This is a genomic window from Streptomyces sp. NPDC097595 (genome assembly GCF_044761525.1).
GTDB classification, from domain to species: domain Bacteria; phylum Actinomycetota; class Actinomycetes; order Streptomycetales; family Streptomycetaceae; genus Streptomyces; species Streptomyces drozdowiczii_A.
Genome location: NZ_JBIWCN010000014.1, coordinates 67,599 through 81,771 on the forward strand (window position 1 = coordinate 67,599; position 14,173 = coordinate 81,771).

General features: G+C 72.5%; 13 protein-coding genes. 5 read left to right on the forward strand and 8 right to left on the reverse strand.

The annotated features are described in order from the left end of the window. The first annotated feature begins 17 nt into the window (after positions 1 to 17). A complete protein-coding gene (locus ACIQZN_RS21890) occupies positions 18 to 581 on the forward strand; it encodes a YrhB domain-containing protein (RefSeq protein WP_403996298.1) in 564 nt (187 codons plus the stop codon). Here the strand turns inward: ACIQZN_RS21890 and ACIQZN_RS21895 are convergent. Further along, positions 575 to 1,825: a cation:proton antiporter gene (locus ACIQZN_RS21895; protein ID WP_403996301.1), complete on the reverse strand. Its 1,251-nt coding sequence runs from the start codon at positions 1,823 to 1,825 to the stop codon at positions 575 to 577. The two genes, ACIQZN_RS21890 and ACIQZN_RS21895, sit on opposite strands and share 7 nt — an antisense overlap. A 140-nt stretch (positions 1,826 to 1,965) precedes the next feature. Here ACIQZN_RS21895 and ACIQZN_RS21900 point away from each other — a divergent pair, with 140 nt between their 5' ends. Further along, positions 1,966 to 2,340, forward strand: coding sequence for a VOC family protein (locus tag ACIQZN_RS21900; protein ID WP_403996304.1), 375 nt, complete (start codon positions 1,966 to 1,968; stop codon positions 2,338 to 2,340). Positions 2,341 to 2,432: 92 nt separating this feature from the next. Here the strand turns inward: ACIQZN_RS21900 and ACIQZN_RS21905 are convergent, their stop codons facing one another. Then, positions 2,433 to 2,681 (reverse strand): DUF5133 domain-containing protein, encoded by a 249-nt coding sequence (locus ACIQZN_RS21905; protein ID WP_403996307.1) that lies wholly within the window; start codon positions 2,679 to 2,681, stop codon positions 2,433 to 2,435. A 171-nt stretch (positions 2,682 to 2,852) separates the two neighbouring features. After that, positions 2,853 to 3,767, reverse strand: coding sequence for a DUF3626 domain-containing protein (locus tag ACIQZN_RS21910; RefSeq protein ID WP_403996310.1), 915 nt, complete (start codon positions 3,765 to 3,767; stop codon positions 2,853 to 2,855). Between the two features lie 119 nt (positions 3,768 to 3,886). Between ACIQZN_RS21910 and ACIQZN_RS21915 the strand changes: the two genes are divergently transcribed. From ACIQZN_RS21915 to ACIQZN_RS21925, 3 genes are read left to right on the forward strand one after another with little or no spacing between them, the layout of a single operon-like run. Continuing rightward, on the forward strand, positions 3,887 to 4,435 hold the full coding sequence (locus tag ACIQZN_RS21915) for a hypothetical protein (protein WP_403996313.1): 549 nt from the start codon (positions 3,887 to 3,889) through the stop codon (positions 4,433 to 4,435). Between the two features lie 37 nt (positions 4,436 to 4,472). Continuing rightward, a complete protein-coding gene (locus ACIQZN_RS21920; RefSeq protein WP_403996316.1) occupies positions 4,473 to 4,802 on the forward strand; it encodes a hypothetical protein in 330 nt (109 codons plus the stop codon). Positions 4,803 to 4,813: 11 nt separating this feature from the next. After that, on the forward strand, positions 4,814 to 5,248 hold the full coding sequence (locus ACIQZN_RS21925; RefSeq protein ID WP_403996318.1) for a glutaredoxin domain-containing protein: 435 nt from the start codon (positions 4,814 to 4,816) through the stop codon (positions 5,246 to 5,248). Between the two features lie 18 nt (positions 5,249 to 5,266). On the opposite strand, the gene ACIQZN_RS21930 is transcribed toward ACIQZN_RS21925, so the two are convergent. The 5 genes from ACIQZN_RS21930 to ACIQZN_RS21950 all read right to left on the reverse strand — a co-directional run bounded on the left by ACIQZN_RS21930 (position 5,267) and on the right by ACIQZN_RS21950 (position 14,164). Then, positions 5,267 to 6,154 (reverse strand): NAD-dependent protein deacetylase, encoded by an 888-nt coding sequence (locus ACIQZN_RS21930; protein WP_403996321.1) that lies wholly within the window; start codon positions 6,152 to 6,154, stop codon positions 5,267 to 5,269. Between the two features lie 40 nt (positions 6,155 to 6,194). Further along, entirely contained in the window at positions 6,195 to 8,795 is a 2,601-nt protein-coding gene (rph, locus tag ACIQZN_RS21935; protein ID WP_403996324.1) for a rifamycin-inactivating phosphotransferase, read from the reverse strand. Positions 8,796 to 8,989: 194 nt separating this feature from the next. Further along, positions 8,990 to 9,997, reverse strand: coding sequence for an adenylate cyclase regulatory domain-containing protein (locus tag ACIQZN_RS21940; protein WP_403996327.1), 1,008 nt, complete (start codon positions 9,995 to 9,997; stop codon positions 8,990 to 8,992). Further along, positions 9,994 to 10,443 (reverse strand): universal stress protein, encoded by a 450-nt coding sequence (locus tag ACIQZN_RS21945; RefSeq protein ID WP_073966962.1) that lies wholly within the window; start codon positions 10,441 to 10,443, stop codon positions 9,994 to 9,996. The genes ACIQZN_RS21940 and ACIQZN_RS21945 overlap by 4 nt, the downstream gene beginning before the upstream one ends. 136 nt (positions 10,444 to 10,579) lie before the next feature. Further along, on the reverse strand, positions 10,580 to 14,164 hold the full coding sequence (locus ACIQZN_RS21950) for a S8 family serine peptidase (protein ID WP_403996331.1): 3,585 nt from the start codon (positions 14,162 to 14,164) through the stop codon (positions 10,580 to 10,582). Positions 14,165 to 14,173: the final 9 nt, after the last annotated feature.

A 14,173-nucleotide genomic window follows, 5' to 3' on the forward strand; every position in this document is an offset into this window, starting at 1 on the left:
TACGGGAGGCTCCGGGTGTGATCGAGCGAGAAGCGGCGGTGCGCCTCGTCGAGGAGCAGTTGGCGCGCGAGCACCGCGAGTGGCTGGCCAAGGGCGTGGAACAGCCGGCCGTGGCCGTGGCCGACGTCGAGGAACACGAGCTGGTGTGGATCGTGCACTGGCAGTCCGTGACGTACCTGCGGACCGCATCCTTCAGGGACATGCTGATCGGCATCGGGCCGTACCTGGTCGACCGCGTCGACGGGGGCCTGCACCGGATCGGCGCCGTCTCGGCGGTGTCCGGCGCGTGGGAGGACGACTATCGCGGCCGGATCCGTGGCCTGCCCGTACGGACGGCGGTGGACGACCTCCACGATGCCGTACGGGCGGCCGCCGCCGAGCACGGACGGCTGCACGCGGTGCGGATACTGCGCCGGAAGCTGCCGGGCATGTCGCCCTCGGCGGCGGCCAACTACGCGCGCACCCTGCTGGACGGCGAGCCGCCCGCGCATCTCGTGGCCGCCGCGACGGCGGAGCTGGTGGAACCCATCAACCCGGTCGAGATGGTGGAGACCGTCCGCCCGGGCCGCGCGCCTCAGTAGGCGCGTTCACGCCGCCGGTCCAGGTGCCGGATCACCGGGGTCGCCGTCGCACCGTGCAGGAGTACGGAGACCAGGACCGTGAACGCCGTGACCGCCCACAGCTCGTCGGCGTACCGCGTGAAGGGGCCTTCGCCGAGCGCGTACGCCAGGTAGAAGAGCGAGCCGATGCCCCGTATGCCGAACAGGGCCGTGACCGCGCGCTCGCGCGGCTCGGCCGGAAAGCCCAGCTGCGCGGCGGCGCCGGCCGCCGGGCGGATCACCAGGATGAGGGCGAGGCCGAGGAGCGCCCCCTGCCACGGGAGGTCCGCGAGGCCGGTCGCGACCAGATAGCCGCCCAGCAGGAACAGCAGCGCGGCGGTGAGCAGGCGCTCGATCTGCTCGCTGAAGCCGTGCAGCACCTGGTGGTAGCCGTGGCTGCGCTCGGCGCCCCGTATCGTGCACGCCGCGACGAACACCGCGAGGAATCCGTAGCCGTGGAGCAGCTCGGTCAGCCCGTACGCGGTGAACGTGGCCCCGAGCGCGGTGAAGCCCTCCATCTGCTGCGAGAGACGGGCGTGCCGGGAGCGGAAGAACAGCCTGCCCAGCAGCCGGCCCACGGCCACCCCCGCGACCAGTCCGACCGCCGCCCGCACCAGCACATCGGCCAGCAGCCAGTGGCCGACCCACCCCGCCGACCAGCCGCCGCCCGCAGCAGCCAGCGCCACGGCGGCCAGCACGAACGGCATCGCGAGCCCGTCGTTGAGACCGGCCTCGGAGGTCAGCGTGAACCGGACCTCCTCCTCGTCCTCCTCGTCGTCCCCGCTCGTCGGCTCCCCGACCCGCACCTCCGCCGCCAGCACCGGATCGGTCGGCGCCAGCGCACCGGCCAGGAGCAGGGCCACGGCCGGCGGCCAGCCCATGAGCCACACGCCGAGCAGCGCCACACCGCCGACGGTCAGCGGCAGGGCCAGTCCCAGGAACCGCCAGGCCCCCGCCCAGGCACGCCATCCGAAGGGCCGGTCGATCGCGAGCCCGGCCCCCATCAGCGAGACGATCACGCAGACTTCCGTCACATGCTCGACCCACACCCGGTCCCGTACGGGATCTACGACGGGCACACCGAGCGGCAGCAGGGCGATAGCCGCACCCGCCACCAGGAACACCATGGGCAGGGAGAACGGCCGCCGACGGACCAGCGGAGGAAGGGCGGCGGCCATCAGGATGCCGACCCCCGCCGCCGTGTATATGCCGTGCACCAACGTCATCCGGTACCGCGTCCTCCATCGGGTCGGCCGCGGCCGGCCGTGCTGGCCTCGTATGCGGCGGGAGGAATCCCGCGTACCCGGCGGCCCGGCTCCCATACCCCCGGATGCATGGGCGCGGGCGCCAGGGCAACGTGAGGGACATGACGACGAAGCTCGGTGCCTTTGTTCTCGGTACGCCCGACCCCGCCGCCCTGGCCGATTTCTACCGCGCCCTCCTGGGCTGGGAGGAGGCCGAACGGGACCCCGGATGGGTCCGGCTGAGGGCTCCCGGCCAGGAGCGTCCCGGCCTCAGCTTCCAGCTCGAAGCGGACCACACCCCTCCGGTGTGGCCGCAGCTCCCGGGCACCCAGCAGATGCAGGCGCACCTGGACCTGGAGGTGGACGACCTGGAGGCGGAGACCCAGCGGGCGTGTGCCCTGGGCGCGAAGCTGGAGGAGCTCCAGCCCCAGCACGACGTACGGGTCCTGCGCGACCCCCATGGCCACCCGTTCTGCCTGTTCCTCCCGGGGGCCTGACGCTCCCGGCGGCCCCAGGCCGTTGCACGCCTGCCGCCGGCGGCCCGGATCTTCCGGGACGCCGGCGGCAGGCTTCTCGTGCGGGGCGCGTCTCAGACGGGGACGGCCCCCGAGTGGTCGGCCCGGTCGGCCTCCGCGGCGGGGGCGCCGCGGCTCAGCAGGGCGTCGGCGGTGCTCAGGGCCTCGCGCACGTCACTGACGCCCGTCATGACGCACAGGGTGTACGCGGTGTCCTCCCGCTGCCGGATGGTGTCCGGGGTGGAACGGCGCTCGTCCTCGATCACCGCGTCGGCATAACGGGACAGCGCGGCACGCAGATCTGCGGGCGTGGGAAGCAGCACAGCCAACTCCTCCTACTGAACTGACCCTCCCGAGCCGGTGGAGGCCGGGGCAGGGGCGTCGCTCACGACGATCATCGGATTCCCCGTCATACGCAGACCATTCCAACCGTTTTCGGCCGAAGAAGAATTCCCGCGCCGCCATTGACAACGCCGCTGCGGGGCACACGTGCCTCATGGCCGGGGCGGCCGCCCTGCGGATGTGGACACCCAGCCCCGCACGGCAGGCCCCCCGGTCATCTGTCCTTCCCCGTGCGGGTGGCCGAAGCGTGCCAGGCAGTGCCACACCTTCTTGACCGCCTGCGGATCGAAACGCCCCGTTCGCGCCGCCTCCCCGACGACACGGGGGTCGAGGACGCCGTCCACCGCGATGGCCGCGCCCAGCTCCACGTACTCCTGCCCCCGGTAGCCGGGATGCCGGCGCAACTCGTCCACCGTGAGCCGGAACCCGGGGTGCCACTCCACCGGGCAGCCCAGGCGCCCCGCGGCCGCCTCCACATCGGTGCCCCGGTAGCAGGGGTCCAGGACCAGCGCCTCCACATCGCGGTCCGGGCGGACCGGCCCGTGCACCTGCGCTTCGATGTAGTCGTCGAGCACATCCTGCTCATCGGCCAGCGCGAGGGCGATCAGGCCCATGCGCGCGGCGACCCCGAAGTCCGTGGGTTCGAGGAAGCTGTCCGGATAGCAGAAGGTCGTACGCTCCAACGCCCCGGCGCCCAGCCGGAAGTGCCCGGAGCCGAACCTCGGCGCCCCGCCGACCGCGTACCGGCGGAAGTTCAACGCCCCGTAGACGGGCCGATCCCCGGCCGGTGCGCCGTCGTAGGCGCCGCCGAAGATCCTGCTCTCCCAGCGCCACCGGTCGCCGCCCGGACGGGCCGTGAGACCGCCGTTGCTCGTGCCGGTCACGAACTGCGAGGAGTAGACACCGGTCCCGGCCATCGCCTCCAGTATCGGCCTGCCGTCCAGCAGCCGGTCCGGGTGGAAGTTGAGGGTCACGCGCAGGGCCGGGTCCGCCGCGGGACCCGAGGACAGCGCCGTGACATGGGCGAGGGCACGCCGCTGGGGCGTGGGGAAGGAAGGCGAGCTCATCGGCACAGTCTTCCCGCAAGCGGCCGACGGGCGCACGGAGTTATACACCGCTCGGCTGGCGGCGGGGTGCCGGGCCGCTATGGTTTCTCCGCCGCGCAACACGACCGACCGGGGGCTTCGTGAGTCTGACCGCACAGATACTGCCGCTCGCGGGCGTCGCCCTGGGCGCCGTCACCTCGTTCCTGGTGACCAGCGCCAACGAGCGTACGAGATGGCGCAGACAGCAGGCCGTCCGGTGGGACGAACCCCGGCTCACCGCCTACGCCGAATACGCCCACGCGGTCAAGGAACTGGCCGCGCGCTACCAGATGCTCGCCGCCGGCCGGGGACTCACGACCGGCCCCATCCCCGCGGAGGCCACACCCGAGGTCCTGGCCGAGATCGGACAGCTGGAGTCACGGCGCTCCGCGCTCTCGGAGACGCTCGGCCTGCTCGGCGAGACCGAGGCGAACACCGCGTCCAAGTCCGTGGACCACTGCCTGTGGCGGCTTGAGGCCCTGGCCCGGGGCGTCGAGACCGTGGTCGGACAGGACTGGGACCAGGCGTACCGGCAGTTCCGGCAGGCGCGCGACCGTTTCGTCGACCGCGCGCGGGCCAGCCTCGGTGTGCCGGGGGCCGCTGCCCGCGCCGTGCCCTGGCCGGACGACTGGCGGCCCTCCGCCGGCTGAGCGGCACCGGCGCGTCGTGCGCTACCTTCCTGGGGATATGGACGACGAGGCCGAGGCACCCTTCATCGACCCGGAGTCGGACTACCCGTGCTGCTGGTTCTGCCCCGCACTGCGGCTGCCGCGCACCGGTTTCCTCGTCGCGGACCGGCCCAGCCGGGACTGGCCCTTCGACGCGGCGGACGGATTCCGGTACACCGTGGACACCCGGACCCCGGTCTGCGTGCACCCCGGCCGCGTCGGCCTGCCGGCAGAGCTCACCGCCCGCACCTACGTGGACCCGCCGCCGGACCCCGAGCGGGACGAGCCGGACGGGCGGGGGCGCCGGTGGCGGCGGCCCGGCTACCGGGCCGCACCGGCACGTCGGTAGCCTTTGGCGCCATGAGACGCGTCTGGCTGCTCCCGATCCTGTTCCTGGCCTCCGGTGCGGTCGGCGCTGCCGGGCTGTTCGTCTGGGGGAGCACCCGCCAAGCCGTCATCATCCTGCTGGCCTTCACCCTGTGCGCGGCCCTGAACTCTCCCCTGGTCTTCCCGAGGTCGGTCAGCTCGGCGGAGGCCCGGCGCCGCAGCGCGGCCGACGGCCGGCCGATCGTTTTCTGGCGGCCCGGCTGCGCGTACTGCCTGCGGCTGCGGTTCCGGCTGCGCCGGCACGCCCGCCGGCTGCACTGGGTCGACATCTGGCGCGACCCCGAGGCCGCCGCCCTGGTGCGCGCGGTCAACGACGGCAACGAGACCGTGCCGACCGTCTTCGTGGCGGGGCAGCCCCACACCAACCCGGACCCGGCCTGGGTGCGCGCCCAGCTCGCCCGGCCCTGATCGGCAAGAAGACACGCCCTAGTTCTCCACACGCAGCCCCAGCCGGTCCGCCACCGTCCCCAGGGCCGTGCCCAGCGGGAGCCCGATCCGGGCGACGGCCTGGCCGTCGCCCCGGGTCGGTTCCCGGTTGACGATGAGCACCGGCTTCCCGGCCTGCGCCGCCTGCCGGACGAAGCGGAGCCCGGACATCACCGTGAGCGAGGACCCCAGAACGAGCAGCGAGGACGCTGTACGGACCAGCTCGCGGCAGTGCTCGACCCGCGCCGGGGGCACCGACTCGCCGAAGAACACGACATCCGGCTTGAGGATGCCGCCGCAGACCTCGCACGGCACCACCCGGAAGTCCCCGACCTGCTCGTCGGTGAGATCGGCGTCGCCGTCCGGATTGACACCGGCGGCCACCGGCTGGAACCCGGGGTTCGCCTCTTCGAGCCGCCGGGCGACCTCGCGGCGCGCGACGAACGTTCCGCAGGTCAGGCAGACGACCCGGTCCAGGCCCCCGTGGAGCTCCACCACGTCCTCGCTGCCGGCGGCCTGGTGCAGGCCGTCCACGTTCTGGGTGATCACGCCGGCGAGCGCGCCACCGCTCCCGAACGCGGCGACCGCCCGGTGACCGGCGTTCGGAAGGGCCCGCCGGAACGTCTTCCAGCCGAGGTGGCTGCGCGCCCAGTACCGCTGCCGGGGCCGGGTGCCGGACGTGAAGTCCTGGTACGTCATCGGGGTGTGCCGGCTCAGGCTGCCGCCCTCGCCCCGGTAATCCGGGATGCCGGACTCCGTCGAGATACCGGCCCCGCTCAGCACCAGCACACCGCCCCGGCCGAGCGCTTCGACGACGGGTTCCAGGTCGGTGGTGGCCGGGGGCAGCCCCGCGGTGGGGGTCCAGCTCAGAGTGGGGCGCATGCGCATGCGTCCAGGGTACGGAACCGGCCACCCACCGCCCCCGGCGTCAGGACAGCAGCTCGATGTACCCGTCGGTGCCGTGGACACGGATGCGCTGCCCGTCCCGGATGCGCCGCGTGGCGTGCTCGACGCCCACGACAGCCGGAAGACCGTACTCCCGGGCGATCACCGCGCCATGCGTCATCAGCCCGCCCACCTCGGTCACCAGCCCCGCGATCCCGACGAACAGCGGTGACCAGCTGGGGTCCGTGAAGGTGGTGACCAGGATGTCGCCCGCTTCGAGGTCCGCCTCGCCCACGTCCAGGATCACGCGGGCCCTCCCCTCGACGGTCCCGGCGGAGACCGGCAGCCCGTTCAGCGCGCCCTCCGGCACGTCGTCGCGCCGGTACGCCCCGTTCACCGCCTCGCCGTCCGAGGTGAGCACCCGGGGCGGGGTGAGCGCGCTGTACGCCCGGAACTCCTCCTTGCGCCCCCGGATCAGCTCCTGGTCCACCGCCCCGGAGCGCACGGCGTCACCGAACTCCTCCAGGGTGAGGTGGAAGGCGTCCTCCCGGTCGGCCAGCACCCCGGCATCGATCAGGCTGTCGGCCTCCCGCACGAGGGCCTGCTTGTAAACGAAGTAGCGCTGGATGATCCCGTACTTCGGGTACTCGCGGTAGCCGATGAAGGTGCGGACCCGGTCGATCATCGCCTTGGTCTCGTCGGCCTTCCGGTCCCCGTCCGGAAGGGCCCGCAGCCGTGCGAGCACGTCCCGCTCCTTCGCCAGGGCCTTCTGCCGCCCCTCCTCGAAGCGCCGCGCGGCCGTGCCCGGTCCGAAGAGCCGTACGTTGTCGAGGATCACCGGCAGCAGCGCGGTGGGGCGCTCGCTCCAGCGCGGCCGGGTGATGTCGATCTCGCCGACGCACCGCATGCCGTACCGGTCGAGATACGCCTCGATGGCCGCGCGTGCCTCCGCCCCGCCCGAGACCTTCTCCAGGCCGTCCAGGAAACCGTCGTCGTCCCCGACGCCCCGCAGATACGCCACCGCCTCCGGATGCGGGCGAATGGCGTCGGCGACATCGAGGAGCGCGAGGCCCATCTCCGAGGTCACGTTGTCGGGGGCGGACAGGGTCAGCGTGTCGGCCGCGTTCTTCTCGCCGAGCCAGTCCAGCAGTTTCTCGTTGAGCCACCAGGTGGACTCCATGCCCGCCATGATCGCCTGCATGCTCACGGGGTCGCCGAGCACCCGCTTGTGCTCCTCGAAGGCCCTCGGCAGGAAGTCGAACAGCGCCGGCCCTGTGTGCGTCCGGATGTCCCGCGCGAGGGCGGCGACGGACGCCTCGCTGCGCGCGATCAGCTCGGCGACGACAGCCGGGTCGGTCGCGATCGGGGCGGGCGCGCCACCGGCCGGCGGCGCGGCGGGCGCCGGGTCCGGGAGCTCCGGGACGAAGCCGGGATGCGCGAGGACGGTCTCCAGGGCGTCCCGGACGAGCGGGTCGCCCTTGCCCATCAGGTCCAGGAGCCCGGCCCGGACCGAGGGCGATGCGAGGCGCCGGGTGACGTCCACGAACAGCCGCCCGCCGGCCTCCAGCATCGGAGCCATGGCGGTCAGCCGCCACACCGACAGGCCCAGGGGCTTCATCGCGTCGGTCATCATCTGCTGATGCCCGACGGAGACATAGACGTGGTTCCCGCCGTCCGCCGCCTCCGGGACGGGGAACAGCGTCGTGATCGGCCGGCTCTGGACGATCCGGAAACCGTCGTCGGACAGACACCACTCGATGTCCTGCGGGCGGCCGAAGTGCGCCTCGATCCGCCGCCCGAGCCGGACGAGCCCGAGGACCTGCTCGTCCGTCAGCGCCGGCTCCTCCCGCCGCCGCTCGTCCACGGCGACCTCCCGCGTGCCACCGCCCTCCAGCGCCTCGACGGCACGCTCCTTGGCGGCGATCGACCGGCTCGTGATCCCGCCGTCGCGCACGGTGAAGACGTCCGGGTTGACCAGGCCGGAGACCAGGGCCTCGCCCAGCCCGAAGCCGGCGTCCACCGTGGCGTCCCTGCGGTTTCCCGTCACCGGGTCGGCCGTGAAGAGGATGCCCGACGCCCGAGGGAACACCATCCGCTGCACGACGACGGCCATGTACACGGTGCGGTGGTCGATGCCGGCCCGCCGCCGGTACGTCACGGCCCGCTCGGTGAACAGCGACGCCCAGCACCGGCCGATGTGCCGGAGCACCGCCTCCGGACCCATGACGTTCAGATACGAGTCCTGCTGGCCCGCGAAGGAGGCCGTCGGCAGGTCCTCCGCCGTCGCGCTGGACCGTACCGCGTACGCGGCGTGCTCACCGTGCCGGGCGAGCGCACCGGTGACCGCCGCCACCAGGTCCTCCGGCAGGGCAAGGCCCTCGACGGTCCGCCGGATCCCCGCGCTCAGGGTGCGCACGGCCTCCCGGTCGTCCGGGTCCACGTCCGCCAGCCGGCCGAGCTGTTCGGCGACCGCCGGTTCCGAGGCCACGACGCGCCGGAAGGCGTCCGTCGTGACGCAGAACCCGCCGGGCACCCGGATGCCCTCGATCCGCGACAGCGTGGCCAGATGCGCGCCCTTGCCGCCGACGGCCGCGACCGGCGCCCCGTCGGCCTCGTTCAGATCCCACACGTACCGCTCGCGCACGCAGCGTCCTCATTTCCGCAGGTCGGGGTGGTCAGACCGATGATTCTGCGGCACCCCCCGGCCCTTGCCGCAAGCCCCCCGGTGCGCTATAAGTTGGTTACGGCAGGGAGAGGGTTCTCCCTGCTTCCTGTTTTTGTACGCCGTGCCGGGCGCTCCGCCCGCCACCGGCACGCGCCCCCGGCCGCCTCATCGGGTCACGAAGCGGGCCTCCCCCTCCGCAGAAGCACCGGCCGCAGGCGGCTGTAGCCGCGCACCGATACCGGGCGCAGCGGCCTCAGGGTGTACCCCGCCATCCCCACCAGCTCCCCGGCGAGCGCGGTGTTGACCAGGACGGACGCGGGGCGGGCCACCGCCGTGAGCCGGGCCGCGATGTTGACCGCTGCCCCGTAGACGTCACCGAAGCGGCCGAGCACGGGGCCGTGGGCCAGCCCGGTCCGCACCTGCGGCAGATTCGGGTCGGCCTGGGCCCGGGCCGTCAGCTCCAGGCCGATCCCGGCGGCGTCGGCCGCCGACTCGCATACGAAGAGCACCTCGTCGCCGATGGTCTTCACCACCTGCCCCCGGCCCTCGGCCACCACATCGCCGGTCATGGCCTCGAACCGGTCGAGCACACCCACCAGTTCGGCGCCGTCCAGACCACGGGTCATCCGGGTGTAGCCGACCATGTCGGTGAACCCGACCGCGCGCTCCCGGACATGCGCGCCGTCACCGGCCAGGGCGTCGTCCTCCCGCTCCTCGGTGAGCAAGTGCCCGGCGTGGGCGACGAGATGGCGGCGCCAGACGTACCGCTGGACGCGCTCGATCTCCGGCAGCAGCGCCGCCATGTGCTCCAGGAGGGCGTCCCGGCCGGGCGAGGCGTCTGCGCCGCGCCCCATCCAGTCGCGCAGGGTGTCCACCTGCCAGTCGGCGAGCCGGGAGAGGTGGTGGCCGAGGGCACGGGCCATCAGGGTCTCGCTGTGCTCGGTGATCAGCCCGGCCGCGATGAGGCGTTCCCCCGCGCGCAGGGCCTCCACATCGGCATCGGTGAACACCCTGGCGTCGTCGTCCACCGCGGGGAACCCGAGCGCCCGCCACACCCGTACGGCCCGCTCGAACTCCACCCCGGCGCGCGCCGCGACGTCCCGCCGCGTCCACACCCGGCCCCCGCCGAGCAGCACCTCCTCGACGGACCCCGGCCCGGTGCCGTCCGGCTCCCCGCTCACGTGGTGTGCACGATCAGGACGTCGAGGCCGGCCTTCCTGGCGACGTCCGCCGGTACGGAGCCGAGGAGCCGCCCCGCCAGCGACCGCAGCCCCCGGTTGCCGACCACCAGGAGGTCGGCCGAACACTTCCGGGCCGTCCGTACGAGCGAGGGCACCGGCTCGCCCTCCACGGCGACCGTACGCACCTGCGACGCGCCCTGGAGGCGTGCGCGGTCTCTCGCGGTTCTCAGCGTCTCCTCGGCGGGCGCCGAGCCCACCACCTGGTACGCCTCCGCACCCAACTGATCCTGTGCGGCCGCGAGTTCGGGACCGCGCATGGGGGCGTACGCACAGGTGACGACCAGTTCGGCGCCGCACACGGCGGCGAGGCGCGCGGCGGCCTCGACGGCCGCGTACGACGATTCCGATCCGTCCGTGCCGACCAGCAGGGTCCGATAGGCGGTCAAGGCAAGCTCCTTACTCTGAAGTAAACTTACTTCAGAGTAAGGTACGGGGCCGGTTGTTCCCGGGCAAGAGTGCGGCGGTGCCCGCACCGGAGGTGTCTCCGGTGCGGGCACCGCCCGCGTGCGTATGTGCTGCGGGTCAGTCCTTCAGGTCCGGGCGCTGGGTCACCCGGATGGAGTTGACCAGCGTGTTGCCGGTGATCGCCTTGAAGGCGACGTTCAGCTGACCGTCCGTCACCTTGACCGTGAACGTCTTGAACAGAGCGGTGCGGGCACCACCCGATTCCAGGCGCACATCCACGTCCGGCGCCTTCTCCGTCCCTTCAGCGAGTACGTCGAACACGCGCGCTCCGGGCTTCGTCCCGGCTGCCTCGGCGAAGCCCAGCTCCACCTGGTAGACGCCGGTCGGAACGGCGTCGAAGCGGTACTCGGCGACACCCTCACGTCCCGAACGCAGCAGCTGCTCCGCCGGAGAGCTGCCGGCGCCGGCGATGTCCTTGCGGGTGTACGTCAGCGCGCTGTTCGCCCCGGTGAACCCGAACTTGCCCTTCGCGTACGCGCGGTCCGCGCTCCACGAGTCGCCGAGCGCGTCCATCGAAGCGAAGTCGGCACCGACGTCGACGCCTTGCTGATAGGCCGGGACCACCAGCTTCAGCGGCAGCGAGAACGACGGAGCCCGGGCGCTCTGCGACGTGATCACCAGCGTGCCGCTGTACACGGTCCCCGGCTTCGCCGCCGCCGTGTCGAACGTCAGCGTCACCGCCCGCTGCGCGCCTGCGGCGAGCGTGCCGGAGGCCGGGTCGATCTTCAGCCAGGAGGCGCCGGACTTCTCGGCGACGGTGTACGGGGCGACCGAGCCCCCGTTGGTGAGCGTCAGGGTGCGCTCGCGCTGTTCACCGACGGGGACGGTCAGCTGCCAGCCGTCCGTGTTGTCGGCCCGCACCGCGCCGGTGGTCAGCGCGGTCTCGGTGCGGAGCGCGGACAGGCTCCCCAGCTCGGCGGTGCGGCTCGCGGTGGCGTAGTTCGCTGCCGAGACCGTGACCTTGTGGTCGGCGGCGGCAGCCACCGGAACCTGCGCCAGATAGGCGCCGTCCGCCCGCGTGGTGGCGGTTCCGACGGTCGTGGTGCCACGGGTGACCGTGACGGTCGCACCGGCGACCGGCTGGCCGTCGTTCGCGTCGGTCACCGTGCCGGAGACGACCGCGTGCCCCTCCGGCCGGAACCGGATCGCCATCCCGTCGCGCAGCGACAGCTCGTCGTACGAGTACTGCAACGCGTCGGTGCCGTCGTGGTTCTCGGCTCCGATGGTCGCACCCTTGCCCTGCTCGAATCCCTTCTCGCTCGGGTCGATGCCCTGGTACTGGAAGGTGTAGGTGCCGTCCTCGCTCAGCACGGCCGCGAAGCCGATGCGCTGCGAGGTGTCCCGGGCGATCAGCATGTTCCGCCACTCGACGACGTACTCCCGGTGCGGGGCGGTGCCGCGTACTGACGTGTAGACGCCGGACGAGTCGTCCATCGCGAGCTTGTCCCAGAAGGGGGAGAGGGCGCCGTTGGCCGGTGCCTTGTTCGGCAGCGGGCTGTTGTCGAGCACCGAGAGGTAGCCGAAGATCAGCTGCCCGTCACGGGTGACCCATCCCTTGTCGTAGGTGTGCCCGTACAGCGCGACCGGGAAGGGGGGCGTGACGGCGTCGTACGACGATCCGCCGATGCCGAGCCTGTTCTCGCCGGCCGGGAACTGGGCGGTCACCTGCCGGCACGTGGTGCCGAAGGCGTCGGTGCGCGAGGTGAGGGCGATGTTCTTGGTGACGGAGCCCGCGGTCACATCGGAGACGATGCCGACGGACGCCGCGCAGTGGTTGAGCGGGGTGAAGCCGATCCGGTAACTGCCCACGGGCAGTGTCAGCTTGTAGGTGCCGTCGGAGGCGGTGGTGCCCCGGACGGGCGTCCCCTGCACCTTGATCGCGACACCCGCCTCGGTGCCGGAGTCGCTGCGCACGGTGCCGGTCAGGGTGCCGGCGGGGGCGTCGGCGAGCGCGGTGTCGTGCACGGCCGAACCGCCGTCGGTCACGGTGACCGTGGCCGTCCCGGTGACGTAACCGAACTTCGTCACGGTCACCGTGTAGTCGCCGGACACCAGCCGCGGGAAGGCGTAGGTGCCGTCCTTCTTCGTGGTCAGGGTCGCCCGGGTGGGCCCGGTCAGCGAGACCTGGGCGTCCGCGACCGGCTCGCCGCCGGCCGTGACCGTGCCGGTGAGCGCGCCGACGTGGTCGCGCGGGGCGGCCTCGACGGCCTTGTACGCGTCGAGCCGGCCCTCGCCGTAGATGTTGTTGAAACCGGCGGTCCCCCCGCAGGAGGTGTCGTCCACGTCGATCGCGGACGTGTTCAGGACCTTCTCCGTCGCGGTGACGTCACCGCGCAGGGCGGGGGCGGCCGACCAGAGCAGCGCCACCGTGGCGGCGGTGTGCGGCGAGGCCATCGACGTACCCGACTTGGCGGCGTAACCACCACCGGGCACGGCAGAGCGCACGTTCACACCGGGTGCGGCGATGTTCGGCTTGACCGTGCCGTCGACACCCGGACCGCGCGAGGAGAACGACGCGATCTTGTTGTTGTTGTCGAAGGCGCCAGAGGAGTACGTGTTGGTGTACGCGCCCGGGGAGCCCGCCGTGTCGCAGTACGGGCCGGTGTTGCCGTTGGAGAACGCCGGGAAGATACCTGCATCGCGCCAGGACTGGACCATCGCCTGGTACCAGGTGTCCAGGCTGTCCGAGCCCCACGAGTTGTTGATGACGTCGGGGGCGAGGTCCGGCCGGGGGTTCTCCCCGTCCGCGTCGGTCGGCGCGAGCATCCACTGCCCCGCGGCGAGGAGTGCCTCGCGCGGGCAGCCCGCCGTGGTGCACGCCTTCGCGGCGATCCACCGGGCGCCCGGCGCGACACCGATGGCGTTGCCCGCGCCGTCGTCGCCGACCATGGTGCCCATGGTGTGCGTGCCGTGCCCCTGGTCGTCGCAGGGCGCCGCCGTTCCGCAGGTGTGGGTCGCGTCGAACCAGTCGTAGGAGTGGTCGTACGTGCCGTCGGCCTTCATGCCCCGGTACGCCGCTGCGAGCGCCGGGTGCTGGAAGTCGACGCCGGTGTCGATGCTGCCGATGACGGTGCCGTCGCCACGTACCCCGTACTCGTCCCAGACCTCGGGCGCGTTGATGCGGTCGACGTTCCACTCGATGCCGTCGACCTTGGCCTCGTTGGTGCCGTTCGCCGCCGGCGGCAGCGGAACGGTGTCGTCGGCCTCGATCGACGCGACATCCGAGCGGGCGGCGATCTTCGCGGCCAGGCTCTTGCTGCCGGTGACCTTGACGGTGTTACTGATCCAGTACGACTCGTAGGAGGCGCCGGCCTGCTTCAGCAGCCCGGTGAGCCCCTTCTGCGAGCTCTTGGCATACGCGGTCTTCGCCTTCAGGACCGCGCGGCCCCGGTCGGCCTTGGTGTCGGCCTTCTTCGCGGCCGAGATGTCGGCCTGCGAGTCCAGCTGCACCCAGAACGAGACCTTGTCGCTCTGGGTGAAGTCCTGGAGCAGCGCACCGTCCGCCTTGCTCCGCAGGGCCGTCGGGACGCTCGGTTCCGGATCGGCGGCGACGGCCGGGAGCGCGCCCAGGAACGGCGCTCCCAGCGTCGTGGCCAGTGCGGTGACGAGCAGCCCCCGCCACCGGGATCTGTGTCGGTTCACGTCTGTCGT

Coding starts and splice junctions, on each gene's coding strand:
- ACIQZN_RS21920 (WP_403996316.1), top strand. CDS start 4,473: ATGGACGACGAGGCCGAGGCACCCTTCATCGACCCGGAGTCGGACTAC.
- ACIQZN_RS21925 (WP_403996318.1), top strand. CDS start 4,814: ATGAGACGCGTCTGGCTGCTCCCGATCCTGTTCCTGGCCTCCGGTGCG.
- ACIQZN_RS21895 (WP_403996301.1), bottom strand. CDS start 1,825: ATGACGTTGGTGCACGGCATATACACGGCGGCGGGGGTCGGCATCCTG.
- ACIQZN_RS21930 (WP_403996321.1), bottom strand. CDS start 6,154: ATGCGCATGCGCCCCACTCTGAGCTGGACCCCCACCGCGGGGCTGCCC.
- ACIQZN_RS21900 (WP_403996304.1), top strand. CDS start 1,966: ATGACGACGAAGCTCGGTGCCTTTGTTCTCGGTACGCCCGACCCCGCC.
- ACIQZN_RS21910 (WP_403996310.1), bottom strand. CDS start 3,767: ATGAGCTCGCCTTCCTTCCCCACGCCCCAGCGGCGTGCCCTCGCCCAT.